Source organism: Priestia megaterium (genome assembly GCF_041941685.1).
In the GTDB taxonomy this organism is placed as follows: domain Bacteria; phylum Bacillota; class Bacilli; order Bacillales; family Bacillaceae_H; genus Priestia; species Priestia megaterium_C.
This window is the reverse complement of the sequence record NZ_CP130958.1, coordinates 433,656-460,000: the sequence shown is the minus strand read 5'-3', so window position 1 is coordinate 460,000 and position 26,345 is coordinate 433,656. Positions and strand designations below refer to the sequence as shown.

At 38.0% G+C, this 26,345-nt stretch carries 25 protein-coding genes, 2 pseudogenes and 2 riboswitches (1 of these 29 only partly in view); of the genes and pseudogenes, 5 read left to right on the top strand and 22 right to left on the bottom strand.

From position 1 onward, the window contains the following. From Q5794_RS02525 to Q5794_RS02455, 15 genes and pseudogenes are all read right to left on the bottom strand, one after another. Positions 1-535 carry the 5' portion of a C40 family peptidase gene (locus Q5794_RS02525; protein WP_328246388.1) on the bottom strand. The gene continues 479 nt to the left of window position 1, outside the view, so 535 of the gene's 1,014 nt are visible here — the first part of the coding sequence; it begins with the start codon at positions 533-535; its stop codon lies off the left edge, out of view. A gap of 32 nt (positions 536-567) precedes the next feature. After that, positions 568-1,640, bottom strand: a pseudogene (locus tag Q5794_RS02520) (dipeptide epimerase). A gap of 60 nt (positions 1,641-1,700) precedes the next feature. After that, a pseudogene (locus tag Q5794_RS02515) lies at positions 1,701-2,866 on the bottom strand (DUF819 domain-containing protein). Between the two features lie 93 nt (positions 2,867-2,959). Next, a complete protein-coding gene (locus tag Q5794_RS02510; RefSeq protein WP_028410335.1) occupies positions 2,960-3,283 on the bottom strand; it encodes a DUF3870 domain-containing protein in 324 nt (107 codons plus the stop codon). A 263-nt stretch (positions 3,284-3,546) separates the two neighbouring features. After that, positions 3,547-3,681 carry a hypothetical protein gene (locus tag Q5794_RS02505; RefSeq protein ID WP_264295301.1) on the bottom strand — a complete coding sequence of 45 codons (135 nt, stop codon included), beginning with the start codon at positions 3,679-3,681 and terminating at the stop codon, positions 3,547-3,549. A gap of 130 nt (positions 3,682-3,811) precedes the next feature. Next, positions 3,812-4,549, bottom strand: a complete 738-nt coding sequence (locus Q5794_RS02500) for a glycerophosphodiester phosphodiesterase (RefSeq protein ID WP_374988660.1) — start codon at positions 4,547-4,549, stop codon at positions 3,812-3,814. A gap of 86 nt (positions 4,550-4,635) precedes the next feature. Beyond that, entirely contained in the window at positions 4,636-5,976 is a 1,341-nt protein-coding gene (locus Q5794_RS02495) for an ABC transporter substrate-binding protein (RefSeq protein ID WP_374988659.1), read from the bottom strand. A 13-nt stretch (positions 5,977-5,989) separates the two neighbouring features. Beyond that, on the bottom strand, positions 5,990-6,802 hold the full coding sequence (locus Q5794_RS02490; RefSeq protein WP_214987543.1) for a carbohydrate ABC transporter permease: 813 nt from the start codon (positions 6,800-6,802) through the stop codon (positions 5,990-5,992). After that, positions 6,799-7,734: a sugar ABC transporter permease gene (locus Q5794_RS02485; protein WP_328246383.1), complete on the bottom strand. Its 936-nt coding sequence runs from the start codon at positions 7,732-7,734 to the stop codon at positions 6,799-6,801. The genes Q5794_RS02490 and Q5794_RS02485 overlap by 4 nt, the downstream gene beginning before the upstream one ends. Beyond that, a complete protein-coding gene (locus Q5794_RS02480; protein WP_374988658.1) occupies positions 7,731-8,846 on the bottom strand; it encodes an ABC transporter ATP-binding protein in 1,116 nt (371 codons plus the stop codon). The genes Q5794_RS02485 and Q5794_RS02480 overlap by 4 nt, the downstream gene beginning before the upstream one ends. Positions 8,847-8,866: 20 nt before the next feature. Continuing rightward, positions 8,867-9,445 (bottom strand): glycerol-3-phosphate responsive antiterminator, encoded by a 579-nt coding sequence (locus tag Q5794_RS02475; protein ID WP_214987546.1) that lies wholly within the window; start codon positions 9,443-9,445, stop codon positions 8,867-8,869. Positions 9,446-9,687: 242 nt separating this feature from the next. Beyond that, positions 9,688-10,683 carry a biotin synthase BioB gene (bioB, locus tag Q5794_RS02470; RefSeq protein WP_082595722.1) on the bottom strand — a complete coding sequence of 332 codons (996 nt, stop codon included), beginning with the start codon at positions 10,681-10,683 and terminating at the stop codon, positions 9,688-9,690. A gap of 147 nt (positions 10,684-10,830) precedes the next feature. Further along, a complete protein-coding gene (locus Q5794_RS02465) occupies positions 10,831-13,056 on the bottom strand; it encodes an alpha-galactosidase (RefSeq protein WP_374988657.1) in 2,226 nt (741 codons plus the stop codon). Between the two features lie 19 nt (positions 13,057-13,075). Beyond that, positions 13,076-13,621 carry a hypothetical protein gene (locus tag Q5794_RS02460; RefSeq protein WP_235569124.1) on the bottom strand — a complete coding sequence of 182 codons (546 nt, stop codon included), beginning with the start codon at positions 13,619-13,621 and terminating at the stop codon, positions 13,076-13,078. Positions 13,622-14,056: 435 nt separating this feature from the next. Continuing rightward, positions 14,057-15,238 (bottom strand): IS256-like element ISBame1 family transposase, encoded by a 1,182-nt coding sequence (locus Q5794_RS02455; RefSeq protein ID WP_374988656.1) that lies wholly within the window; start codon positions 15,236-15,238, stop codon positions 14,057-14,059. Positions 15,239-15,302: 64 nt separating this feature from the next. Here Q5794_RS02455 and Q5794_RS02450 point away from each other — a divergent pair, with 64 nt between their 5' ends. Continuing rightward, positions 15,303-16,604 (top strand): APC family permease, encoded by a 1,302-nt coding sequence (locus tag Q5794_RS02450; RefSeq protein WP_374988655.1) that lies wholly within the window; start codon positions 15,303-15,305, stop codon positions 16,602-16,604. Between the two features lie 129 nt (positions 16,605-16,733). Here the strand turns inward: Q5794_RS02450 and Q5794_RS02445 are convergent, their stop codons facing one another. The 6 genes from Q5794_RS02445 to Q5794_RS02420 all read right to left on the bottom strand — a co-directional run bounded on the left by Q5794_RS02445 (position 16,734) and on the right by Q5794_RS02420 (position 22,435). Further along, positions 16,734-16,868 carry a hypothetical protein gene (locus tag Q5794_RS02445; protein WP_268575901.1) on the bottom strand — a complete coding sequence of 45 codons (135 nt, stop codon included), beginning with the start codon at positions 16,866-16,868 and terminating at the stop codon, positions 16,734-16,736. Between the two features lie 136 nt (positions 16,869-17,004). Continuing rightward, positions 17,005-17,796, bottom strand: a complete 792-nt coding sequence (locus Q5794_RS02440) for an EcsC family protein (protein ID WP_214987549.1) — start codon at positions 17,794-17,796, stop codon at positions 17,005-17,007. 24 nt (positions 17,797-17,820) lie between these two features. Continuing rightward, entirely contained in the window at positions 17,821-18,426 is a 606-nt protein-coding gene (locus Q5794_RS02435) for a DedA family protein (protein WP_033580865.1), read from the bottom strand. Between the two features lie 160 nt (positions 18,427-18,586). Further along, on the bottom strand, positions 18,587-19,618 hold the full coding sequence (ytvI, locus tag Q5794_RS02430; RefSeq protein ID WP_013055188.1) for a sporulation integral membrane protein YtvI: 1,032 nt from the start codon (positions 19,616-19,618) through the stop codon (positions 18,587-18,589). Positions 19,619-19,831: 213 nt separating this feature from the next. After that, positions 19,832-21,091: a cation:dicarboxylate symporter family transporter gene (locus Q5794_RS02425; protein ID WP_025753247.1), complete on the bottom strand. Its 1,260-nt coding sequence runs from the start codon at positions 21,089-21,091 to the stop codon at positions 19,832-19,834. A 106-nt stretch (positions 21,092-21,197) separates the two neighbouring features. Continuing rightward, a riboswitch (cyclic di-AMP (ydaO/yuaA leader) is annotated at positions 21,198-21,337 on the bottom strand. Positions 21,338-21,610: 273 nt separating this feature from the next. Beyond that, complete coding sequence (locus tag Q5794_RS02420; RefSeq protein WP_013055186.1) at positions 21,611-22,435, bottom strand: undecaprenyl-diphosphate phosphatase; 825 nt, start codon at positions 22,433-22,435, stop codon at positions 21,611-21,613. Between the two features lie 457 nt (positions 22,436-22,892). Here Q5794_RS02420 and Q5794_RS02415 point away from each other — a divergent pair, with 457 nt between their 5' ends. The 4 genes from Q5794_RS02415 to Q5794_RS02400 all read left to right on the top strand — a co-directional run bounded on the left by Q5794_RS02415 (position 22,893) and on the right by Q5794_RS02400 (position 25,672). Further along, positions 22,893-23,183: a hypothetical protein gene (locus Q5794_RS02415; protein ID WP_374988654.1), complete on the top strand. Its 291-nt coding sequence runs from the start codon at positions 22,893-22,895 to the stop codon at positions 23,181-23,183. Positions 23,184-23,264: 81 nt separating this feature from the next. Continuing rightward, positions 23,265-23,379: riboswitch (TPP riboswitch) on the top strand. A gap of 113 nt (positions 23,380-23,492) precedes the next feature. After that, positions 23,493-25,262, top strand: a complete 1,770-nt coding sequence (gene thiC / locus Q5794_RS02410) for a phosphomethylpyrimidine synthase ThiC (protein ID WP_016762883.1) — start codon at positions 23,493-23,495, stop codon at positions 25,260-25,262. After that, positions 25,240-25,428, top strand: a complete 189-nt coding sequence (locus tag Q5794_RS02405; protein ID WP_028410320.1) for a hypothetical protein — start codon at positions 25,240-25,242, stop codon at positions 25,426-25,428. The genes thiC and Q5794_RS02405 overlap by 23 nt, the downstream gene beginning before the upstream one ends. Before the next feature lie 109 nt (positions 25,429-25,537). After that, entirely contained in the window at positions 25,538-25,672 is a 135-nt protein-coding gene (locus Q5794_RS02400) for a hypothetical protein (protein ID WP_268575898.1), read from the top strand. Positions 25,673-25,747: 75 nt separating this feature from the next. On the opposite strand, the gene Q5794_RS02395 is transcribed toward Q5794_RS02400, so the two are convergent. Further along, positions 25,748-26,203 carry a VanZ family protein gene (locus Q5794_RS02395; protein ID WP_235568873.1) on the bottom strand — a complete coding sequence of 152 codons (456 nt, stop codon included), beginning with the start codon at positions 26,201-26,203 and terminating at the stop codon, positions 25,748-25,750. Positions 26,204-26,345: the final 142 nt, after the last annotated feature.

The window sequence follows — 26,345 nt, the reverse complement described above, 5'->3', positions numbered from 1 at the left end:
TTGCCAAAAGAGGTAAGCGCGTATTATAGCTAACTTCAATACCTTTCTTTTTCAAAGAAGGCGAATGATATAAATAAGTAGTCGCAGCCGTCACCATTACAAAAGGCTTCTTTGCATACTGTTCGTACCTTTTGCTATAGGTTAATTGTTTAGTAGGCATCCATCCGGGATATCCTAATTCATTTCGAGAAGTAGGCTGTCCGTCTACAGCTACTTTGACCCAGTCTCCTTGTTCGTCTAAAACCGTTACTTTGTTTCCATATAACGCTTGTGTCTCAAGCATCCCATCGCTAGATAACTGCTGCTTCTGTTTCAAATTCATCGATGTGGTCCACTTTTTCATATCTACAGGATTAGTAGCTGACGGAGCGTCCACTTCACGCAAGATGTTTGGTGCTGTCCACAGAGTAGCTGCTGCGACATCTATATAAGCAGTTTCTTTTTCTTCAGAAGCATGAACAGAAGGAACTGCACTGACCCCAAATGTAGCTAAAATAACTGTTGTTGCCGTCAAAAGCCAACGTTTTATATTCATCGTCTCTCTCCTTCTACTATATTACTATCCTTTTATTTTGAGATAGGAACGGTGATTTCTCCTATTCCAGGAAGATCTGATAAGAAAACCTCTTGACCGCTGTACTTTAACACATCCAGTTCAGTTGAAAGCCAAAGAGGAGCATCTAAGTCAAAATACGTGATATTCGGATGAGCGGCTGCCAGATGAGCAGCTGCTCCCACAGAAAGTGATGGTTCCATCATGCTTCCAATCATACATGCAACACCGTTCGCCTCAGCAATACTTGCGATTTTTCTTGCTTCATTAATTCCTCCGCACTTCATTAGCTTAATATTCAAAAGATCCACGTACCGCCCGCTTACAAGCCTTAATGCATCTTTGGCAGAAAATAGACTCTCATCTGCCATAACGGGTACGTTTACTCGTTCAGTCACAAACTTTAACCCTTCCCAATCATGAGCAGGGACAGGTTGTTCTACCAATTCAATACCAAAGTTGAGAGTTTCCATTTTATTAATTAATTGCACTGCTTGTTTTGGAGTCCATCCTTGATTTGCATCCAAACGAAGTTTTACATGATCCGGAATGACAGATCGAATATGTTTAATACGCTCAAGGTCTAGCTCAGGAATTGAACCTACCTTTACTTTTAAAATGTCAAATCCGTCCGCTGCACTTTTTTGTGCGTCTTCAGCCATTTTCTCAGGTGTATCAACACTTATCGTCATACACGTAGAGATAGGCTGCTTATCGCCCAAGAAAGCATATAAAGGAATGTTGAGAAACTTTGTATAAGCATCATGCAAAGCGATATCAGCAGCTGCTTTAGCACTTGAATTGTGAATACAGCAGCTTTGAATTTTTTTAAGAGTTTTTGAAACTGACGTATATCCTCCCCTATTAGCGCTAGTTTAATAGGTCCTTGAAGTGCAGCTTGCATGCCTTCTAAAGAATCTCCTGTAATAACATATGTTGGCGAAGCCGCTCCTTTTCCTTTTATTCCGTTTTCTAACTGAATCTCTACACTTATGCTGTCTATCTCTGTTGCTGTTCGAAGCGCTGTTTTAAACGGAACGAGCAGTGGAACGGTTTGATGCTTTACAGTTATGTCTTTAATTATCATTTCAATCGCTTCCTTTCGATTCAGCACAAATATTCTTTCATACGTACTTTTGGTTTATTCTTAGATCGCCCCTAAAATTTTGGCGATCATCATACCAAAATAAGTACCTAAGAAGGAACCCATCAGAGCCATAATAACTCCTACCGGAATCAGTGCACGGTTATAAGCAGCTGCAAGCATTGGAGCAGACGCCATTCCACCAATATTAGCTAAACTTGCTACTCCGAGCGTAAATAAATCATACTTAAATAGTTTAGCTAGCAACAGCATGATCACTAAGTGCACGAACATAATGAGAAAACCAGATACTAAGTAAATAGGAGCCTGAGCTAAATTTGAAAAATCTGATTGAGAAGCAATTAACGCTACAACGATGTATAACATAACGTTTGATACATCGAGCGTACCTGGAATTTTTGCCGCTGGGGTTACAGCAAGCACTAGACCCACCACAGAAGCAATCATAATCGTCCAGCTCGTTGCATTAATAACCGCTCCCACTTCAGGCAAACACCCTCCGATAAATGTAGAAAATGCCGAAACGAACAAACCTAGACCAAGTAAATAAAGAAGATGCTGAAACTGAGGGCCTTCTTTTTCGCTTTCAGAAGTTGCTGCGACTTCATCTATACTATTCTCAATAAAGCTGACGTCTGCTTTTGTCCATTTATTAAATTTAGATGCAAATGGTACAAGCCAAAACATAAACATAACCCATACGGCATAGTTAATCGTATCCATCATAAGAGCGTAGCCAAATATATTTTCTGGAACATCCAAAATCCCTTGAGAGCAACCATGTTAGCTGATCCTCCGGTCCAACTTCCTGATAAAGCACCAAAAGCTTTCCACGTATCCTCTACATAGAAATTCTTAAAGATGGCATAGACGAGGATAAAACCTACCATTATGCTAAAAACCGCAACGATGAATCCTCCCAGCATTCTTGGACCAAGTTTAATTACACTTCGAACATCACACTTTAACAGCATAAGCATCAGCATGGCCGGAAGCAGTGCATTTTTAACACCCGTATACATGGCGACATTTGATTCGCTATCCCCAAATAACCCAGCCGTTTGCATAAGAGCAGCTCCTATATAAATAAGTACAATACCCGGGATAAATTTAAAAAATCGATTGGCTTTAAATCTTTTTTCAATCCCTACCATGAGCGCAGCAAAGGCAGTTAACACACTCACATACATAAATCCATCTTGAATCATTTATTCTTCCCCCTTCATCTCCACGAAAATATTTTTATACAAAACAAAATCCAGCCCAACGTTTGAAAACGTCAGGCTGGATTTCGTCTAGGTCTATGTAGACAAAGCAGCTGTTATTTGCTGATATTTTTTCTGTGCATCATGAAACGCTACCACCAGCGCTTTTTGGGAAGACCCGAAATAGCGGCTGTTAATTTCGTCTATAAGGGTGGGATCACTTATGTGACGTCCAATAAAAATCGATTGAACAAATCGAACGGTCAACTCAATCGTCGCTGAGCATTCCACATCAATAATTTTCCCATTTGTTTTATCAACTACCAACCCTAAAAAATACTGATTGAATTTTTTAGTAATCGGATTGCTTTGAGGAGCTTTGGCATCTCCAATAATATAGATAGTATCTTGATCATACATGATTTTTTATTCCTCCTAAAAGAGATAACAGACGATGCTAGGGACCGGCAAATGAACGTTTGCGGAGCTACGCAACATGTATTCGCTTTCATAAGGAACATTATAATCTATTCTCAATATATCATCTATAAAACAATTTCACAATATAAATTTTATACTATTCAGAATACAATAATATTTTTTGTAAAAAAAAGAGATTGAGACATAACGAACTTAATCCAACCTAAAGACGAACAAATGGGATACATGAGCTGAACCGCTTGTTACACCGCAGTTGATTTCCATGCAAGACTTCGCTTTCCGCGGGCGGCCGCTGAGCCTCCTCGTCGCTTCCGCTCCTGCGGGATCTCACCTGTTCCGCTTTTTCCGCAGGAGTCTTCGCCTTGCTCTCCAATCAACTGCTAGAAGGAACGAAACAGATGAAACTCACGTTCACCGCAACAAAAAACGAACCACTAATCAAACATGTTGATCAAGGGTTCGTTTTTCACTGTGGGTCAAGTACTTTTGTCCCGGCTTCTTTCTACGTCATCCTTTGAACATGGTAGAGGAAAAACGGTTAGGGTAATCTGTCATCACTACTTTTACTGAAGCCTGCTGGAGCTTCAAAAAGTCATTCATTTCATTAATTGTATATACCCGTAAGTCTAATCCCTCTTGCTTTGCTTTTTTCCCGTATGAAGAAAGAGCAAACGACATATCACAGTGTAGGTGCGCTCCTATCGATTTTGCTTTTCCAATCGCATCTTCGCTCACCCCTTCAAATAAAAAACCTGTTGGTATATATGAATGGAGAGATCTCACTTTAGCCAAGCTATCATAGTTAAAAGATGACAAAATAACTTGATCTTCTAAATCAAACTCATCGATTAGACGAAGAACTTTTTCTTCAAGTTTTGGATAGTAAATTCGGTCATTTTTTAATTCAATATTCACCGTTAATTTTGTCTTTTTGTCCATCATCCACTCAAACACTTCTACTAATGTCGGAATCGATTGTTTAGAAAAACGAGAGTCATACCAACTGCCAGCATCGAATAAACGCAGCTGTTTGTATGAAAATTCTTGAACATACCCCATTCCATTCGTCGTTCTGTCAATTCGTTCATCGTGAATAACTACTATTTCCCCGTCTTTTGTTAATTGTACATCTAATTCAATACCTGCAACTTGCATTTTCCTAGCTTCTTCAAATGCAATCATTGTATTTTCAGGATATCGTCCGCTAAAGCCGCGATGTGCATAAAGATCAATTGAAGTATTCATTGTCCTCTATCTCCCCTAACTAGTCATTCACTAAGTAAAAAGCTCGTCCTCAAAATAACTTGAAAGACGAGCTTCGTAATCATACGTTATTTTTGATTGGCTACTTCTAATGCTCTATTTGTTTCTTTTGCTGCTTGATCAAGCGCTTTTTTTGGCTTTACTCCTTGATATAGGCTTTCCATCCCTGTTACTACTTTTTGACGCGATTCAGGAAACACAGAAATTAAAGCACCTTGCGTAGCTGGAGTAGGCTTTGTTTCACGAAGCTGATCAACCGTTACTTTTAACTGCGGATATTTCTCCCACTCTTTTTTCACAATATCTTGTTCATACGCTTTTGGGTTAACTGCAAAGTATCCACTTTCTACGTGCCATTTTGCTTGAACTTCTGGTGTTGCTAAATATTTCATGAAGTCCCAGGCTGCTTTTGATGTTTCATCACTGATTCCTTTAGACATCCATAAAGATGCTCCGCCAATAGCTACTCCTTGGCGATCCTCTTCTTTTGGGACAGGAATATAAGATACGCCTACATCAAATGAAGCATTGTCTACTAGTGTTTTAATACCTGCTGATGAGTCCAGGAACATTGCAATTTTTTTAGATTGAAATGCTGCGCGCATATCATCCCAGTTTTGTCCTACATTGTAGAATGTACCTTCTTTATACATATCATTGATTAAATTAAATGCGTTTTGTCCTTCTTTTCCATTAAATACTGCCTTCTCAGCATCACCTTTACGGCCGTTTTCTTGATCTACATACAAGCCGCCTTGAGAAGCAACTAGCTCTTCAAAGAACCATCCGTAATTTAGAATTGAAAAACCGTATTGCAATGTTTTATTTCCTTGTTTTTCCGTTAATTTCTTTGCAGCTGCCTTTAATTCATCATACGTTTTTGGAGGATTTTCAGGATCTAACCCTGCTTTTTTTAAAGCATCTTTATTATAAACAAGAACAGGTGTTGAAGAGTTGAACGGCATTGAATATTGCTTTCCATCTACTTGGTAATAGCTCGAAATGTTTTTCTCCCACTGTGAAGTATCATAGTGGTCTTCATCAATAAATTTTTGAACAGGCTGAACCTTGCCACTGTCTATCATGAATTTTGTTCCTACTTCGAACGTTTGCATAATAGCAGGTGCATCCTTTGTTCCTGCTACCGTATTAAACTTTGTTTGTGCTTCCTCATACGTTCCTTGGAAAACAGGCTTTACTTCAACTTTATCCTGAGATTTATTGTACTCATCGACAATTTTATTGAGTGATTTTTCAAGGTCACCGCTCATAGCGTGCCAAAATACGACTTCTGTTTTACCTGATGCTGTTTTTTTTGTTTCTTGCGCTTCCGAAGAACCAGTTGAATTTGAGCAAGCACCTAGAATAACTAGCAAGCATGCCGTTACGATAGCCAATATCTTTTTCATCACATTCACTCTCCTATTTAATTGCACCTTGGGTTAATCCTTTTTGAAGACGTTTTTGACCTAGGAATAATAGTAATAATGTCGGTAAGATTACAACAACGACAGCGGCCATAACCACTCCCCAATCAGTTGAAATCTCCTGTGTTTGCATTTGCTTTAAACCAATCTGAACGGTACGAATATCCTCTGTATTTGTCACTAATAGTGGCCATAAATACATATTCCATGTTGTTAAAAAGCTATATACACCAAGCGTAACTAGACTTGTTTTAGACACAGGGAGCACGACGTTCCAAAAGAAACGAAAGCGGCTGATCCCTGCAACTTGAGAAGCTTCATATAACTCATTCGGAATGGTTTTAAACTGTTGACGCAATAAAAATGTCCCAAACGCTAAAGCAAAAAAAGGAATCGTTAATCCTAAATAATTGTTAATCCATCCTAGCTTTTGTGCTGTTAAAAAGTTAGGAACCATCGTTGCTTCCCATGGAATCATCATCGTAGAAATAAAGAGAAAGAAAATAGCATCTCTTCCTTTAAATTTAATAAATACAAATGCAAAAGCGGCCAAACTCGAAACTAACAGCTGCCCGGCCATGACAAAGATAGATACAGCAAAACTGTTAATTAAATAATGAAGCAACGGAACTTTTTCAAAAGCGTCCCGATAGTTTTCAAATGAAAAAGATGACGGCCAAATCTTCCCTTCTAACACTTCCGCTCCACTCATAAAACTAATGGAAAAAGCGTATAGGATAGGAAACATCAATACTAAAGTAGCTGCAATGAGTAGCAAGTAAGTTGTCCATTTTCTCGTGAAGCTCATTGATAATGTACCTTCCTTTCTCCAAGCTTAAATTGAAGAGCCGTAACCAGTAGAATACAGAAAAACAAAATTGTAGCTTGAGCGCTTGCAGAACCAACATTGTAGTTTACAAATGCATCTTTGTAGATTGAATAAACAATGACGTTCGTAGAATCTGTAGGTCCGCCTTTTGTTAAAATATCAATTTGTCCAAACGTTTGAAACGCGTTAATAAACGAAACGGTGATAATAAAAAACAGCGTTGGCGAAAGCATAGGAAGCGTAATTTTACGGAGCTGATACCAATAGCTAACTCCAGCAATACGCGCATTCTCATACAGCTTTTCATCAATATTTTGTAACCCGCCAAGTAAAATTAAAAAGGTAAACCCAATGTTCATCCAAATTGTAGAGATAGACACAGCAACCAATGCATACTTGGGATCTAATAACCACTGCACGTCATGAATCCCTACAAGGTTTAATACTTTATTGATAACCCCGATTGTCGGATTATACATAAACATCCAAATCACAGAAGAAGCCGCTACGCTCATTCCCATCGTAGATGAAAACATTGTTCTGAAAAAACCAATTCCTTTCAGCTTTTCATTTGCGATTAGCGCTAGGAATAAGGCAATAATTAAGCCAATAGGCACTGTGTAGAGTACAAATAGAAAAGTAGCTTTCATACTTTGTAAAAAGTTCGGATCTGTAAATAGATATAAGAAATTTTGCAGTCCTACAAAATTTAAGGGATTTCCCTGTGTGTCCGTAATAAAAAGACTTAAATACAATGTCTTAATCATTGGGTAGAAAAGAAATACACTAAATAACAGTAATGATGGCAGTAAATAAAATAGTCCAACAATGATAGTAGGCATTGATTTTTTTTCTTTTGGGTTTGCTGAAACAGAAACAGGTGAGTCTGCTGTTTTGGTAACAGCACTCATACAAATGCCCCCTTTACAGTTAAATCTTCTGTTGATGGTTCGTAGTGCAAGCATGAACCTGTATCACCATCAAATAAAAACAGGTGTTTTGGATCGATAAAAATAGGAACTCGCTCTCCCACCTTTATAGTCCATTGACCGTTCCACTTAGCCATCCACTGCTTGTCACCCATATGAAATGTAAGCAGTGTTTCCGTGCCTAGAATTTCTACATTATCTACTTCCACAATAAAACTCGTATTATCGTTTGTCGCAAGCTGTATATGCTCAGGTCTCACTCCAAGCACAACTTCTTTTTTACCGTTAAGGTTACCGTGTGGTGTACTCATAGAAATAGCTCTTCTATCTTCAAAAACTAGTAAGTTATTTTCTATAGAAACGTTTGATAAACTCATAGGGGGAGAACCTATAAAAGATGCTACAAACGTGTTCTTTGGTGCATTGTAAATATCAAGCGGACGTCCAACTTGTTGAATATTTCCTCCATTTAAAATCATCATTCGATCTGCCATCGTCATCGCCTCTGTTTGATCGTGCGTGACATAAATCATCGTAATACCTAACTTACGCTGAATCTGGCGAATTTCTGACCTCATCTTCGCGCGCAGCTTCGCATCTAAGTTTGATAACGGCTCATCCATCAAGCAAATAGGCGAATGAGTAACAATAGCACGTGCAAGTGCTACACGCTGACGCTGTCCTCCCGAAAGCTGTCTAGGCTTTCTCTTTAGATATTCACTTAAACCAAGCATCTCTGCTGCTTCCCTGCAGCGCTTTTGCTGTTCTTGCTTTGAAATTTTCTTTGTATGCAAACCAAAAAGAATATTTTGTTCTACTGTCAAATGCGGATATAAAGCATAGTTTTGAAACACCATGGACAGATCGCGCTGACTTGGAAGCAGTTTATTTGCTTTTACATCTCCAATTAATAATTCTCCCTGAGTGACTTCTTCTAATCCGGCAATCATTCTTAGCATTGTACTTTTCCCGCATCCTGAAGGACCTACTAATACGAAGAATTCTCCAGGTTCGATTGTGACGTTAATATCTTGAATGACATTTGTTTTTTGATCGTATGACTTTCCAACGTTAACTAACTCTACTTTTTTCATTAAAAACGCTCCTTTCTCTCTCATTCATATTTTTTCCACAGCCATGATTTCCCTGTAGAAACTGCCGTAGCCCCTGCTTTTAAAGCAGCTTGGATATGGCTTTCATTTTGAATGAGTCCACCTGTAATAATAGGGATACTTGTTTTTTTCACGATTTTCTCTATCATCTCCGGAATCAATCCTGGCATTAGTTCTAATGCATCCGGTTTAATATCTTGAACGGTTTTTAACCCTTGTGCTACTGCGTCTGTATCCACTAAAAACAGCCGCTGAATAGCAACCAGTCCTTCCTGTTTTGCGTAATTAATGAGTGAACTTTTAGTGGTTACGATACCTGTAGGTTTTACAAACTTAGCAAGGAATTTAAGCCCTTCTCGGTCATAGCTAATCCCTGGAATTTTTTCAACGTGTAAAAAAACCGTTCGATTATGCTGTTTGAGTAAATCTACATAGCGTTTAATCACACTAATATTGCCCGTTAATAAAAAGGCGGCCTGGATCTCTGTTTCTAAAAATTGCTCTAAATTTTTTGGGCTTTTAATGGATGCAATCAAACGGTCTTGACCAAGCTGTTGTAAGAAATCTGCTTCCTTATTCAAAACGATGCCTTCCTTTCATTCACAAAAAACCACAAAAAACGCATAGGGTATTGATATAGACCTATTGTTTTTTGTGGTTTCTCAATTTCATAACCTTAGTAACTATTCACTTATCGTTCACATGTTTTATAATAATGGTTATTTATGAAGGAAATATAAAGAAGCTGTTGAGTTTTGTAAAAAAACCGTATAGTTCCTGTAAATTGCCTGAAAATCAAAAAACCGTTGATTTCTCAACGGCTTTACAGTGCACATTCTTCAATTTCAAATCCTAAATCTTCAATTAAACCCCAGTCAGCTGTAGGTTCTTGACCTTGAGTCGTTAAATAGTCACCTACAAAAATTGAGTTTGCAGCAAACAAACCAAGCGGCTGAAGCGATCTGAGATTGACTTCTCTGCCTCCTGAAATTCGAATTTCTTTCGTTGGATTTACAAAACGCATCATCGCTAACAGCTTTAAGCATTGCATTGGTTTCAACGCCTTCTTGTCTTCTAAAGGTGTTCCTGGAACAGCAACAAGAAAGTTGCACGGAATAGAATCCGCATCTAATTTTTTAATTTGAAAAGCTAATTCTACGGCTTGTTCATTTGTCTCGCCCATTCCAAAAATCGCACCGGAACAAGGTGATAGACCTGCTTTTTTAGATTTACTTACCGTATCGACTCGATCTTCATAGCCATGCGTAGAACAAATATTGTCGTAATTATCAGCGTGGGTATTTAAATTATGATTATAGCGATGAACACCCGCCTCGACTAGTTCGTGTGCTTGATCATCTGTTAAAAACCCTAGACAGGCACAGATTTTCAAGTCGGTCTTTTGACGAATTTCTTTTACTGCTCCCACTACGTGCGCTACTTCTTTATCAGTAGGGCGGCGGCCTGACGCCACGATACAATATGTACCTGCTTTTCTTTTTTGAGCTTCAAAAGCACCTTCTACAATTTTCTCTTTTGTTAACCACGCATACTTATCAATCGGCGCTTCTGATACAATCGACTGCGAACAATATCCACAGTCTTCTGGGCATAAACCTGATTTAGTATTAATAATCATATTAAGCTTTACTTTTTTTCCATAATGATGATGACGAATTAAGTACGCGGCATTCATGACCTCTAACACTTCTTCATCCGGTACATGAAGAAGTTGAAGCGCTTCGTTATATGTAATTTCTTTCCCTTTAATAATAGACTGAGCAAGTGCTTTCCAATCTCTTAAACTTGTGGTTTCCATCGATTCCCCTCCACTTTAGTAAACTAAAAAAATATAAAGTTAACAATTATAACTAAAAGTTACCATTACTTCTCCTTTTATGTCAACACTGTATAAATAATAGTTAACTCAAAAAGCCACTTCTATGATATAGAAGTGGCTTTTTGCTTATTGCGCTTGCAGTGTGTAAATAACCGATACAAAGTCTCCAGATTTTTCATCGTATGCTTCAACACCCGGATACTCATGAGTTAGAGCAATACCTGCGTACATGAGCTCATCTCCATAAGCTGTTTGATCTGTTTCCATCACTGTATATTCATAATCAGGATGAAGCCCTTTTAGCTCAACGCGTTCGTAAGAAGGATTTGGTCTAGACAATACTTGATAATAACCGATGATTGCCTGTTTTTGATCGGATGAAACAACCATCCAGCTCGTCACATTTCCATCTTGTTCAAACGGACTTTTTAAACGATAGAATATGCCATTTTGAATAAGAGATCGGTGTTTTTTATAATACTGAATTTGTTGTTTTACGGTTTCTTTTTGATCTTCTGTCATCAGCGTAACATCTAACTCATAACCAAATGCGCCAAAATACGCAACGTCTCCTCTTGTTTCTAGACTTGTTACTCTGCGTACTTGATGATTTGGTACGGCTGATACGTGTGCTCCCATTGAACTGATTGGATAGGCAAAAGACGTGCCGTACTGAATTTTTAGACGTTCAATCGCGTCCGTATTATCGCTCGTCCAAGCTTGAGGAGCATAATAAAGCATTCCCGGATCAAATCTAGCACCCCCGCTTGCACATGATTCAAATAAAATGTCCGGAAACTTCCTTGTTAGTCGCTCATACAAATCATACACCCCTAAAATATAACGATGTACTACTTCAAACTGACGGTTCGCGGGCAGCCCAACAGATCCAATCTCCGTTATATTTCGATTCATATCCCATTTTATATAAGAGATAGGTGCTTCACTTAAAATAGCTTCCATTCGTTCATAGATATAATTCACTACTTCTTCTCTTGAAAAATCAAGCACATATTGATTTCGTCCATGAGACTGATAACGATTTGGCACATGAATCAACCAATCTGGATGCTTTTCATACAAGTTGCTTTGCTTTGAAATCATTTCAGGTTCAAACCATAACCCAAAGTCCATACCTAAATCCGTTACTTTTTGAGCCAATGACTTCATACCGCCCGGAAGCTTATTTTCATCTACAAACCAATCTCCAAGAGAAGTTGTATCATCGTTACGTTTACCGAACCAGCCGTCATCCAATACAAAAAGTTCAACGCCTAGCTTTTGCGCTTCTTTGGCAATATGTACAATTTTCTCTTCGTTAAAATCAAAATATGTAGCTTCCCAGTTATTAATTAAAACTGGCCGCTCCAAATCCCGCCATTTTCCTCTAGCAAGACGCTTGCGATAAAGCTCATGATACTCTTGGCTAAGGCCATTTAGTCCATTAGTTGAATAAGCCAGTACTAGTTCTGGTGATTGAAAAGTTTGTCCCCTTTCTAGTCGCCACTGAAAATCAAAAGGATGAATGCCCATCGTTATTCTTGATACATCATAATGATCTACTTCCACTTGTCCAAGAAAGTTTCCGCTGTATACAAGACTAAAACCATACGCTTCTCCACTGTGTTCAGTTGCAGCTGGATTCTTTAAAATTAAAAATGGGTTTTGCTGACTGCTGCTTGTACCTCTCGCACTAGAAATACTTTGAATACCAGGCTGAAGCATTCGTGTTTTCACGTGTCTTTCTCGAATCCACGCACCGGAAAGCTGAACCATCTCATAATTTGATGTAGGCAAATCAATGCTGCCGCTCATGATACGCAAAATATCGACTGCTTCTTCTCCTCTATGCTCAAATCGTGCGTGACGTGTAATAATATTTCGGTCTTCGTAAACGGTATACGTTAAAATAAGTGATGCATTGAGCAATTTATCAATCAGTTCAACTTCTACACTTGTGGCTTCACTTTCTTCTTCTACATATGTAGCAGGTAAGCCGTTTAATGGCTTCTTGCCTTTGTAAATTTTATGGTTATCGTATTCAAAATTTGTGATTCGGCTTCCGTTTTGCTGAAGAAGTTGATAGGCTGGCTCTCTGAAGTCTGTTGTTCCATAAGAAGGATACTCTTGTTTGATTGTTTCAAGAGAAAATGCTAGTTCTCCTTCATATACCGAAGCGCTAGCTCCTCTTGTTTCTACACGTAAAAAATGCTGAAAAGATGAACGGTGCTTAAGCTTTTTTCCATAGTACAAGTGACCGAGCTGCCCGTTTCTCAACACTGAAAAGATATAACTTACATCGCGTCCCTGCAGGTGAAATTCCTTTGTACGTTCATTAAATAAGATTCCCACTTTATTCCTCTCCTTACCATCAAATATCTAACGAGACATTTCCTTTTTCATCTATTGCCGTTGCATGCTCAAAAGCAGATGCTAGATTAATCTCTTTTCTCTCATACCATTTCGCTAAATCTTTGAATAACTCTTCTGTTTCAACCATTCTTGTGTCTACTCGCAGTTCAGTTTCATAGCTATGAAGAGACCAAGTGCTTTCACTAAATAAAGTCATTTCTACATCTAAACACATTTCTTTCCAATTGGGGGCACACAGAATAGGATGACGTATGTCTGAACATGCAATGGTGTAGCGGTTAGAACCATTCTTATTCATAAAACAATGAACAAAAGAGGCACTCACATCGCCCTTACTAGTTTGTAAAGATTTATATAGTTGGATATCTAACAATGGAACGCTCCATTTTAATTTCATTTTTGGAAGAATTCTTTTTTTAACCGACTTGACCGTTAATTTAATAAAATAAACACCATCTTTTTTTGTTTCATCCAATACGACATGCACACCTGGTGCCTTGTTTATCTCCAAGTTTATATAGGGTGTAGCAATCACTTCCTTCATCTCCTTTACCATCATTCTTAACTTTGTATACCAACAAAAATGTAACCGCATTCAAAATTTGTTTTCGTATTTATTACAAGTAGATCACCCTAAACGAAGCTTTTTTACTTTCTTTCATTTTATGTAAAATACTTTCTAGACTCAATGGTAAAAATCAAAGTGAAAAAAAGCATTTTTTTGCTTTATCTAGTAATCAATTAAACGCTCTTTATCTCTTAGCGCGCAATTTTCTCTTCTTTTTCAAAAAAAGATGACAAACCTAACAATATAGTATAATAATAAATAATGCAGAATGATTATACATAGAAAGGATGACAAATATGAATCATGAACCTTCTCTTCTTAAACAACTAAAATTATGGCATATCGTCGTGATAGGGGACCGTCAATAATTTTGTGTAAATACGAATTTCCTTTTCTTATAGACGTTACTCACTAGTTTGTTTTAAACATCATTTGTAGCTCTGCGCGAGCTTGATCAAAACCAATGTGACATCTTGTGGCAAAGCGCTGATTATACTGGTCAAATTGAGAAACGAGGAAGCGTTCAAGTGACTCTTCGTTTGGGAATTGTTCCTTACGCTTACTATATTTCTTGATTTGTTTATTAAAAGATTCAATGAGATTGGTCGAATAAATACTGCGCCAAATAGACTTAGGAAAGTGATAAAACGTGAACAAATAAGGGTTATTGAGCAATGGTTTTGTCACTTTTGGATACTTAGATTTCCACTTTTCAATAAACGAATGCAGGGCCTGTTGGCCCATTTCAAGGCTTTCTGCACGGTACACAGATTTAAAGTCTTCACAGATTTCAGCTCGATCGGATACACGAACTTTATGAGCAATCGTCCGTGAAAGATGGACGCAGCATGTTTGATAAGAAGAAGCTGGATAGATAGAAAAAACACTGTCTGAGATTCCTTTTAACCCGTCGGAAATAAACAACAGAATCTCCTCTACGCCACGAGATTTGATGTCTTCTAAAAGTTCTTTCCAGACAAAGGCGGATTCGTTAGGAGCGATTGTATAGCCAAGCACTTCTTTTGAACCGTCTTCGCGAATGCCAACGGCAATATAGACAGCTTCTTTAGACACTGTATCCCGTTTTAAAGCAATATATGTAGCGTCTAAATAAACGCACGCATAGCGTGCACACAACGTTCGATCTCGGAATGCTTCTACCTGTTCAGACATCACCTTTGTCATATTTGAAATGGTTTGAGGTGTGTAATGGTGACCATACATGCGCTCCATCAAATGGGCAATTTCAGCAGTCGTTACGCCCTTTTGGAACATATGAATAACAAACGCTTCAAGCGTATCATTGGCTCTTTTATAAGGAGCCACCGTCTGTTGCTTAAAGTCGCCATTCCGATCACGAGGAATAACGAGATGAAGTTCTCCAAACTCTGTGTGCAGTGTGCGTTCGTACGAACCATTTCGTGAATTCCCGGTATTAAATCCAATACGGTCATATTTTTCGTAGTCCAAAAAAGCTGTCAATTCGCTCGCTAAGAGCGTATTAACCGCATTTTCTAAGTGAGAACGGAAAATTTCCGTCACATCTTCTTTTTGGACTAGAGCTTGAACAAGATCTGTTGTAAACTGATTCATAGGAAGACCTTCTTTCTTTGAATTGGTTGTGGTGACTTAATTCTACAAGAAAAGGTCTTCCTTTTTGTATTTATTCATTTACACAAGATATTTTACGCTCTCCGTGATAGGCTTAGGCTACATGGCACCTATGGCCGTTTTTGATACATTTGGCATTGTAACTGAATCAACAGATGGACATGTTTCAGGCGCTTATGCATTCACGTTGATTGCTATTTTATTTACAGCCATTAGTTACGGAAAAATGGTAAAAGCTTTTCCCGGAGCTGGTTCCTCTTATACATACGCACAGCAAGTAATGAATCCAAGCATTGGTTTTTTGGTAGGGTGGACGGCTCTTCTTGATTATCTATTTCTGCCAATGATCAATGCACTTTTGACAAATATTTACCTAAGCTCTCTGTTTCCAGGTGTTCCAAAGGCCGTGTGGATTATCAGCTTTGTTGTCATCATGACCATAATGAATATTTTTAGCGTTCATTTAACCGTTTCTTTTGGTACGCTATTAGTTGCTTTTCAAATTTTAGTCGCTATTATCTTTATTATTTTAAGTGCTACTACTCAAGGCCAAGAGCTATCATTTAAACCGTTTATAAGTGAATCGGCCTCTATATCTCTGTTATTAAACGGAGCAGCTATTTTATGCTTTTCTTTTTTAGGATTTGATGCTGTAACCACCATGGCCGAAGAAACATTTAAGCCTGAGAAAACCATTCCTAAAGGGATTCTCATTATTGCATGTACGGGAGGCGCCTTGTTTATCACAGTTTCTTACTTTGCTCAGCTTCTTTTCCCTTCAGCCTCTTTGTTTCATGATTTAGAAGGTGCATCAGCGGAAATTGCTTATAAAATTGGCGGCCAGCTTTTTCAATCTATTTTTGTAGCAGCAGCCTTGACTTCAACTATTGCTTCTGGACTTGTCTCACATATGAGTGCATCAAGACTTCTCTATGCAATTGGGAAAGATGGTTATCTGTCTCGGAGAATTTTTGGCTATATTCACCCTAAAACAAAGACGCCTATTTGGAACGTGGTGATTATTGGTGGCCTCTCTTTAATTTCACTAGGTCTGTCTCTTGAAAAAGCTACCTCTTTAATTAATTTTGGTGCTTTAATTGCGTTCAGTTCAGTGAACATAGCGGTTTTTATCCATTATTTTATTCATCAAAACAAACGATCTCTCAGTGGATATATTTCATATGTACTTATGCCTTTACTGGGCAGTTTATTTTTATTTTTTATGTGGCTTAACTTAGAAACAACATCCTTATTTATCGGTATTGTATGGAGTGTAATCGGAATTATTTATTTACTGATTGCTAGACGAAAAAATACTATTACCATTCCTACTTTTCATTTTGATTAAGGAAATAGACTTAGCACACCTCGACATATTTCCCCAGAAATAATGTCGAAAAAAAGTAATTGAGATATAAGCAAATCAATCCCATCTAAACACGAACAAAAAGGTAAACGATCTAGTATGAATCACTCGTTACACCGCTGTTGATTTCCGTGCAAGGCTTCGCTTTCCACGGGCGGCCGGTGAGCCTCCTCTTCGCTTGCGCTCCTGCGGGGTCTCATCTGTTCCGCTTTTTCCACAGGAGTCTTCGCCTTGCCCTCCAATCAACAGCTAGAAGCAACTAAACACATGAAAGCTACATTTACTATACCAATGAAAAAATCCGAACGTATTTGATTCTCAACCAAGAATCAAACTCGTTCGGATCTTTCTTCAACTAAAATACTTTCGTACCAGTCTCTTTTTATTTTTGCGATTGTGATACTTTTTCCAAAATACGTCTTTTACGGTAAAGCATCATTCCAACTTCGCCTATATCATTAATCGCTTGTTTGTTAATATAAGCCCCGAATACCATTCCTGCTATAGGAATCATTTGGAACAGCTTTTTCCAGCCAAAGTTGTCCCTGTAGGTTAGAAACACTTCTCTCCACCCTTGCAGCTGCTGCAAGCTCTGCGTTCGATTTCCGCTTGCTAATTCTTCTAAAATCGCACGTTTCCCTACAATGTCAGAAGACGAAAACTGCATGCATTTGACCATAAAAATTCGTTCCTCTTGCTCAGTGGGGTCGTAACCATAAGAAACAGCCACTTCTTGCAGTGTCTTAAGTGTAAGCCCTAATACAAAAGGAACATCAATCGCCAGTGTAAAAATCCCGCCTACCCCGGTTGTAGCTCCTTGCAGCTGTGCATTCTTTTTTCGGACTTCAATAAAATACTCTGCCAATTCATCCATTTCTTGCAGAGATAAATGCTGAATATCCTCTATAGAAAGCTGTTTCTTTTCTTGTAATTGTGCTGATGCTTTTTCTAGCGTGGCAGACGTATTAGCTAAATACTGGCCTCCATTATCAACATACTTAGCAATTTCATCTAATAATTTTACTATTTTTTGATGAATGAACTTTGGCGTTACTTTATCTAAAGCTGAAAAAGGCAAGCGAGCCAGCCGCTCCCAGAAAAAAAGTCCTTTTTGGTCTTTCTCCCACTTTTCAATTTTTCGTAACTCTACTCTTAACTGCTCATGCTCTGACATATCCTCACTCTTTTCCTCGATTTATCAGCTCTGCCCTACTTGTTTATTCCGCACATATTTAATGATAAAAAACAATGCAATTAAAACAACAATTCCGATTCCAATAGGCTGCATATATTGAGACACAATCGGCCCCACCTCTTTCCACTTAGGTCCTAACTTATATCCTAAATATACGTAAATAGCCGTTACTGGAAGCATCGCAACAAATGTATAAATAGAAAACAGCCATACATTCATTTTTGCCATCCCGCACGGAAAAGAGATAGCCGTGCGCACTCCTGGAATAAAGCGTCCAAAAAAAGCAACCCCGCTGCCGTACTTATTAAAAAAGCGATCGGCGGCGTCAATTTCTTTTTCTTTCACCAAAAAGTATTTTCCATATTTTAAAACCAGCGGTCGTCCACCGTAACGTCCCAGTGCATAAAGAGTCAACGGTCCACAAACACCGCCTACTGTACCTGCAAGGATAGCCAGATACAAGTTCATATCACCTTGGTACACCCAATACCCTACTAAAGGTAAAACAAGCTCTGCCGGGACAAATTCAAACGTTAATGCTAAAATTAAGCCAAAATAAGAGAGCTGTTTTAGCGCTTCAATTAAAGAAAGTAAAACCGACTCTAACAAAAATTCTCCTCCTCATGTCATTGAATCTAAGACTGCAAAACTATAGTTTAGCCGATTGATAGATAAAAACCAACGCGGCATAGTTTTTTCCTTTCCCTCTTTACGTATTACGTACTACAAAAGTTTCAATAAAAAAAAGCGCTAGTTTTATCCAGCGCTTTTATAGTTTAAAGTTAATTTGAATAATACCTACTTTACGAAGAGCATCGTATAAAATAACTAAAGCCGGTCCTAAAAATAATCCGACAAAGCCTAAAAGTTTAAATCCAATGTACAAACTAACTAGTGCAGCCAAAGGTGAAATACCCATATTTGTAGAAAATACTTTTGGTTCTACTACACGCCTTACTACTGTAATGACTCCAAATAGAATAAATAAGCCGATTGCTAATGAGTCATGCCCTTGAGTAAGAGCAAAAATCCCCCATGGAACGAGCACTGAGCCTGTCCCAAGGATTGGTAAGATATCGACAATCACAATTAATAAACTAAGAAGCGCGGTATACGGAACATCTAATAGCCAAAGCCCTACATAAGCCATTACAAACGTCATGACACTTAAGATAATTTGTGCCTTGATAAAACCAACCCCCGCTTGGATAAGCTGAGTAATGACAACTTGTAGCTTATATTTCGTTTCTTCTGTTAAAAATGACTTAATTTTATTTTTAATAGCAGGCAGCTCAAGGCTGATAAATACAAGCGCTACTAAATAAATAAGAAACTCTAATAGAAACCCAGGAACAGTAGCGGCAAAGCTAATGATGATTTCTACGGTACTTTTTAATAGAGAATCTAATGAATTTACGGTTTTTTCAAGCGTGCGCTCGATAGAAGAAATCACTTCTGTAGGAAGAGCGTTTGAATAGTATTTCCACTTAATAATAGTTGGATAAATCGCGGTTTCATAGATTTCTTTTACAAAGGAAGGCGCTATTTTTGAAAGAGCAACCACTTGCGTAACGATTGTTCGAACAATAAAAAATCCAATAAGTATAAGCGAAACAACATATAAAATGAAGGTCATAAGCACTGCATAGACTCTCTTCATTTTAAAAGATTGATGCAATTTCTGAACAATACCCTCAAGCGCTAATGCTGTTAATAAAGCAAACACAATCGGTAAACTGTAAGGGATTAACAAACATACGATTACTATCGAGGCGATGACCCATATTCGCTTTTTCCACATACTCTACTATCCCCCAACTAGCTAAGCTATCTCTATATTTATTGATAAAGAAAGGAACCAGTGACTGCTTTTATGTAAGAATAAAATTTGGATATATTTATACCTGATGTTACATATTATAGGGTCAATTTCCATAATAATAAAGGAATTATTATGAAAAAAGCTACTTATTCTAATTTTTTGAATAGAATAAGTAGCTTTTTAATTTATAAATTAGCCGGCTCTCATGACCTCTGTACCTTTTTTAGGGTCAAATTTGCCTTCAGATTTAGACATCACAATTGCTGCTAGTGTGTTTCCTACTAAGTTAACAACCGTACGTGCCATATCCATGATTCTGTCTACTCCAGCAATGAAGGCTAATCCTTCTGCCGGAACGCCGATTGTTCCAAGAGTAGCCAGTAATACAACAAATGATGTTCCTGGCACGGCAGCCATTCCTTTAGATGTAACCATCAATACAAGAATGAGCGTCAGCTGTTGAACGATCGTTAAATCAATACCGTACACCTGCGCTAAGAATAACGCTGCAATCGCTTGATAAAGAACGGAACCATCTAGGTTAAATGTATAACCAATTGGTACAACGAACGATACGATAGCTTTTGGACAGCCCATCTTTTCAAGTTTTTCCATAATACGCGGAAGAACTGTCTCAGAACTAGATGTACTGTATGCTAACAACAGTTCATCTTTCATATAGCGGAATAAGTGGAAAATGTTAATTCCTGCCCATTTCGCGATTCCTCCTAATACAACGAGTAGGAAGAAAATTAACGCTAAGTAAACTAAGATAACAAGCTTTCCTAATGAAAGGAGTGACTCTAAGCCGAATTTTGAAACTGTTACACCAATTAAAGCAAATACACCAATTGGAGCCACTTTCATTACAAGGTTTACCACGTGAAACATTGCGTGAGAAACGCCGTCGAAGAATTGTACAACTGGCTTTCCTCTTTCCCCAATTGCCGCTACTCCAAGTGCAAATAACACTGTAAAGAAGATAATTGCTAGCATGTCTCCTTCAACAATTGACTGGAAAAAGTTTGTTGGAACAATGTGTAAGAAAGTTTCAGCCACTGACTTTCCTTCTTGCTGTTTGGATGTTTCAACGTATTGTGAAATATCACTCTTCTGTGCTGAATGAATGTCTACACCTTGCCCAGGATGAAAAATATTAGCAACCAATACACCGATTATAATTGCAAAAGTCGTAATAATTTCAAAATAGAGAATTGTTTTAACGCCGAGCTTTCCAACCTGTTTACCGCTCCCTGCTCCTGCAACTCCAACGACTAAGCTTGAGATAACAATTGGAATAACAATCATCTTAATTAATCTTAAAAATAGGTCTCCTAGCGGCTGTAGGTATGTTACTACACGCGGATCGTTAAACCAAATTACCCCTACAAGAACACCGAGGATTAATCCGGTAAAAATCTGCGTAGCCAAACCAAAACGAATTTTTTTCATAGATGTACCTCCCCAAAGATGTATGACATTTGTATATATTTTTCTGAAAAAACAAAAAAAGACTATTCTTAAGAAAGAACAGCCTTTTACTTACGCTATTTTGGGCTCTTTCTCTCAATAAAGCAAACGGGGTTAACTGTCGGATTCGGAATTGAGAGTTTCCTACCTTTTGTAAGGATTCACCCCAAGGCAGCTTTACTGCCGATAATGATTCCCCCGCTCTATACGATTAAGCTTATTATTCAGTTTTTATAAAATTAAAACGATCTATACGTTGTCATACGTTTTTTACAGTCAATAAAACTAAACAGAAGTCTTACTTTTACTTAACTTTATACTGCACAAATATTAATTTACTATTTTTCGACACGTTTTGTCAATACCCATGTTTATAAAACGCTTTCAAAAGGCGACAATATATATTTATGTAAAAAAGCTATTGCAACATTGCAATAGCTTTTTCTTGCTCTTTGAGTCTCTATTAGAAGTTTAAGGGGCTAAAGAACACGCGTGTTTATTTTATAAAAATACAAAATATAGAATAGCTGCTAAAACAATTCGATATAGTGCAAATGGTACTAATTTGATACGATTAATTAATTTCAGGAAAAAGCGAATAGATACCAGCGCAAAAATAAAGGCGCTGATAAAACCAGCAATAAAAAACGGTAGTGCATCTGATGTGAAATACTGCCAGTTTTTAACCAATGAAAGTCCACTTGCTCCTGCCATGATTGGCACTGCCATAATAAATGTAAAATCTGCGGCTGCCTTATGGCTCATTCCAAGAAGAACCCCTCCTGAAATCGTTGAGCCTGAACGAGAAAAACCTGGCCAAAGAGCAATACATTGAAACAGCCCTATACCCAGTGCTTGTCCATAAGACATTTGGTCCACCGTTTCTACACGCGGACGTTTAGGTCCAAACAAATCTGCTAGAATCATTAATACAGCTCCGACCACTAAGCCAATTAGCACCGTATTTAAAGAAAACAAATGTTCATCAATGTAATCATCAAACAAAAGTCCTAACACTCCTGCGGGTAACAGACCAACAATTACCTGCATTAAATTCAAGCGATTTGTCGGTCCAATTGGAGCAGCTGGCTTTTTTCCCAATCCTAATAAATTAATAAAACGATCTTTAAAAATAACTACTACTGCTAAGATCGACCCTAGCTGAATAACAATTTTAAATGTATTAGCTACTGGAGATGAAAATAATTCTTTTGAATTTAACCACAGGTCATCCACAATAATCATATGCCCAGTTGACGAAACAGGAGCAAACTCTGTTAAACCTTCTACAATCCCTAAAATGATTGCTACAATAATTTCCCACATAAAGCTATGTACCTTGCCTTTCTTTCAAATTAATAAGCTTATCGCTTCGTTTTACATGCTCAACTATTTTCCTATTTTGACACTTGCTTTTTTATCATAATTGTTAAAACTATGAAATACAATGTGTATTTGCAAAAAGATAAGAATCTTTAATAATTTGTAATAAAAACCTTACATGCTATAATCAAAAAACACGATATCAGCTTTTATTTATTTTAGAAAGTAGTCACTATGTTCGGTATAAATTCCGGTCCCTTAGCTAAAAATGAATCATCTAGACTATTTTTCTTTAGTGTGAAAAAATGACTAAATCATTATGTTTTTTCCATCCCCTTTACTGTCATCTATCATTTTAATCAACTAGTGCTTGCTTATACGACATATCCCCTAAGTAATTTGAAACTTTTTTCTCTCTTTTCTCGTATATAGTAGTATCTTTTTTAGGAGGCTTTTTACTATGAATGGAAATGTACGTACAATGAAATGGGTCACTGCTGGGTATGAAGCCTTGCTGGGAATTCCTTTAATTGGCGCGGGGATTGTTATTGGCTTTAGTTATACTCCTCTTTTTATTGGATTTATTCTTCATGCTATCACACTCATTTTAGCTAATAGACGAGGGTTATCGGCGTATGGAAACATACTAGGGATTGTTACTTCACTGGTTGCTTGGATTCCATTTTTAGGGTTTATCATGCACATTATTACAGCTATTGTGATTGCAATCGATGTTGCTAGACAACGTTAATTGTCTAGCTTTTTTTATTTAAGGGTTGATTTTTTACCGAATGATGGTAAACTTAAGTCGTAAATTGAATAATTTGAATGTTATTTCTACTAGGGGTGTCTGATAGCTCAGACTGAGAGAAGAGTGCAATAAAACTCTTTAACCCTTTGAACCTGATTTGGGTTATACCAGCGGAGGGAAGTAGTCTTGAAAAGAATAGTATATGTTTATTCTTTTTTCGCCTATTCCATCGGGTTCTGTCTATCACAGAATCCGATTTTTTTATGGTTCGGTATAGCTACACTTTATGCGAAACCGGAGGAATATGTAATGTCAAAACAAAATGTATCAGTTTCTATGAAAAAGCCTTTTCCAAACAGTCACAAAGTATATGTCCAAGGATCCAGAGAAGACCTTAAAGTGCCTATGCGTGAAATTCATCAGTCTCCTACTACAGGATCTTTTGGTGAAGAAGAAAATAGTCCCGTACGTGTATACGACACGAGCGGTGTTTATACAGATCCCTGTTATGAAATTAATTTACAAAAAGGATTACCGGCTCTGCGCGAAAAGTGGATTGCAGAACGAAACGATGTAGAAACATATCAAGGCCGTACGGTTCAGCCACAGGATAACGGTTATTATGATGGTGATCCAAGAGATCAGTACGAGCGCTTTATCACTAATCGTTTACCTTTGCGCGCGAAAAAAAATCAAAATGTAACGCAAATGCACTATGCGAAAAAAGGAATCATCACACCCGAAATGGAATTTATCGCTATTCGTGAACAGATGGATCCTGAAGTCGTGCGTGAAGAAGTAGCAAGAGGACGTGCCATTATCCCTAATAATATCAATCACCCTGAGAGCGAACCGATGATTATCGGCCGCAAATTCCACGTGAAAATTAATGCTAATATCGGAAATTCAGCTATTCGTTCAGCTATTGAAGATGAAGTAGAAAAAATGACATGGGCAACGCGTTGGGGAGCCGATACAATTATGGATTTATCAACAGGAAAGGATATCCACACAACGCGCGAATGGATTATCCGCAACTCGCCTGTTCCTGTAGGGACCGTTCCTATTTACCAAGCGCTTGAAAAAGTAAAAGGCGTAGCAGAAGATCTAACGTGGGAAGCATATCGCGATACATTAATTGAACAAGCAGAACAAGGTGTTGATTACTTTACTATTCACGCAGGTGTTCTTTTACGCTATATTCCTCTGACAGCGAAACGTACGACAGGTATTGTTTCACGCGGAGGATCCATCTTGGCGCAGTGGTGTTTAGCTCATCATGAAGAGAACTTTTTATATACTCGCTTTGAAGAAATCTGTGAAATCTGTAAAGCATACGATATTTCTATTTCGCTTGGCGATGGGCTACGTCCTGGTTCCATTGCAGATGCTAATGATGAGGCACAGTTCGGTGAATTAGAAACGCTTGGTGAATTAACTAAAATTGCTTGGAAACACGATGTTCAAGTTATGATTGAAGGTCCTGGACATGTCCCTATGCACCTCATCAAAGAAAACGTAGATAAACAAATGGAAATATGCCAAGAAGCTCCCTTCTATACTCTTGGACCGCTTACAACCGACATCGCTCCAGGCTATGACCATATTACATCAGGTATTGGAGCTGCAATGATTGGCTGGTTTGGGACAGCTATGCTTTGCTACGTAACCCCAAAAGAACATTTAGGTCTGCCGAATAAAGAAGACGTTCGAGAAGGGGTTATCACCTATAAAATTGCTGCGCATGCCGCTGACCTAGCAAAAGGCCATCCAGGAGCACAAAAACGCGATAACGCGCTGTCTAAAGCAAGATTTGAATTTAGATGGAATGATCAATTTAACCTGTCACTAGATCCAGAGCGCGCAAAAGAATATCATGATGAAACACTTCCCGCTGAAGGTGCTAAAACAGCCCATTTCTGTTCAATGTGTGGACCTAAATTCTGTTCGATGCGTATTTCTCAAGATATTCGTAACATGGCTCAAGAAAATGAAAAAGATGTAAACGAAGTAAGAAAAGAAGGAATGAAAGAAAAAGCTAAAGAGTTTGTTAACAGTGGTTCAAATATCTATCAATAATGAAGTAGAACAGCTTAAAGAACAAATTAAGCAGCTTGAAAGAAAGTTATTATTTGTTCAGCAAAATTGTCAGCACATTATCGTTGAATCCTCACATTCTTCCGTAAGACGCTGCATTAAGTGTTTCTATCAACAAGAAGCAGAGGCTGAGCCAAAAGTATTTTAGTTGAAGAAAAATCCGAACGAGTTGAATTCTTGATTAAGAATCCAGCTCGCTCGGATTTTTTCATTGGTAGGGTGAACGTAGATTTCATGCATGTAGTTATTTCTAGCGGTTGATTGGAAGGCAAGGCGAAGACTCTTGCGGGAAAAGCGGAATAAGTGAGACCTCGCAGGAGCGTAAGCGACGAGGAGACTCACCGGCCGCCCGCAGAAAGCGAAATCTTGCACGGAAATCAACCGCGATGTAACAAGCTATCCATACTAGCTCATTTATCCCATTTGTTCGTCTTTATATTGGATTGATTTCGTTACGTCTCTCAATTTCATCTTTTTTTGAAACGTGCTTTCAGCATGTTCTTAATCCAATATAGTATTTTAATAATAACCCAGCCTATAAATGTACCTAGCGTATTCAAAAAGATATCATCAATATCAAATACTCGTTCCGTTAGCTTGTACTGTAAAATTTCAATCAGAAAACTGATTAAGAAACCCGTCGTAAACACTTGAATAAAACCGTCAAACCACTTCATAAACAAAGGAATAAACATTCCAAGCGGCGCAAACATCACGATATTCCCCAGTATATTTGTCAGAGTGAGCATTATATTCCCGCTGTCCCACATCAGACGGATCGTGCTAAATAAATCCAAGTTCATTGCTTTTCCGTAAACATGTTCGTTTTCCCGTATGAGAGTAGCATAAATGACCACTGCCGTATACGCAATAAATAGAACGAACATGACTTTTTTAACGATTGACCTGATGCTTACATTCACTTCAACATCACCTTCTTTGACTCCCAAAACCATTTATTATTATCTATATGTACCCGTCCACTGCTTTCATTCGTAGTGAATGCATTTACATGCTTTTTTATCCTATCACATCAATAAATAAATACAATTCCCTTTTATACAA

Excerpts from the sequence above, each read along its gene's own strand:
- Q5794_RS02440 (WP_214987549.1), bottom strand. The coding sequence starts at position 17,796 with ATGTCAGAGCATGAGCAGTTAAGAGTAGAGTTACGAAAAATTGAAAAG.
- Q5794_RS02490 (WP_214987543.1), bottom strand. The coding sequence starts at position 6,802 with ATGAGCTTCACGAGAAAATGGACAACTTACTTGCTACTCATTGCAGCT.
- Q5794_RS02415 (WP_374988654.1), top strand. The coding sequence starts at position 22,893 with ATGAATGGAAATGTACGTACAATGAAATGGGTCACTGCTGGGTATGAA.
- Q5794_RS02460 (WP_235569124.1), bottom strand. The coding sequence starts at position 13,621 with ATGAAGGAAGTGATTGCTACACCCTATATAAACTTGGAGATAAACAAG.
- Q5794_RS02495 (WP_374988659.1), bottom strand. The coding sequence starts at position 5,976 with ATGAAAAAGATATTGGCTATCGTAACGGCATGCTTGCTAGTTATTCTA.
- Q5794_RS02425 (WP_025753247.1), bottom strand. The coding sequence starts at position 21,091 with ATGAAAAAAATTCGTTTTGGTTTGGCTACGCAGATTTTTACCGGATTA.
- Q5794_RS02480 (WP_374988658.1), bottom strand. The coding sequence starts at position 8,846 with ATGAAAAAAGTAGAGTTAGTTAACGTTGGAAAGTCATACGATCAAAAA.
- thiC (WP_016762883.1), top strand. The coding sequence starts at position 23,493 with ATGTCAAAACAAAATGTATCAGTTTCTATGAAAAAGCCTTTTCCAAAC.
- Q5794_RS02510 (WP_028410335.1), bottom strand. The coding sequence starts at position 3,283 with ATGTATGATCAAGATACTATCTATATTATTGGAGATGCCAAAGCTCCT.
- Q5794_RS02420 (WP_013055186.1), bottom strand. The coding sequence starts at position 22,435 with ATGTGGGAAATTATTGTAGCAATCATTTTAGGGATTGTAGAAGGTTTA.
- ytvI (WP_013055188.1), bottom strand. The coding sequence starts at position 19,618 with ATGTGGAAAAAGCGAATATGGGTCATCGCCTCGATAGTAATCGTATGT.
- Q5794_RS02455 (WP_374988656.1), bottom strand. The coding sequence starts at position 15,238 with ATGAATCAGTTTACAACAGATCTTGTTCAAGCTCTAGTCCAAAAAGAA.
- Q5794_RS02500 (WP_374988660.1), bottom strand. The coding sequence starts at position 4,549 with ATGAATACTTCAATTGATCTTTATGCACATCGCGGCTTTAGCGGACGA.
- Q5794_RS02485 (WP_328246383.1), bottom strand. The coding sequence starts at position 7,734 with ATGAGTGCTGTTACCAAAACAGCAGACTCACCTGTTTCTGTTTCAGCA.
- bioB (WP_082595722.1), bottom strand. The coding sequence starts at position 10,683 with ATGGAAACCACAAGTTTAAGAGATTGGAAAGCACTTGCTCAGTCTATT.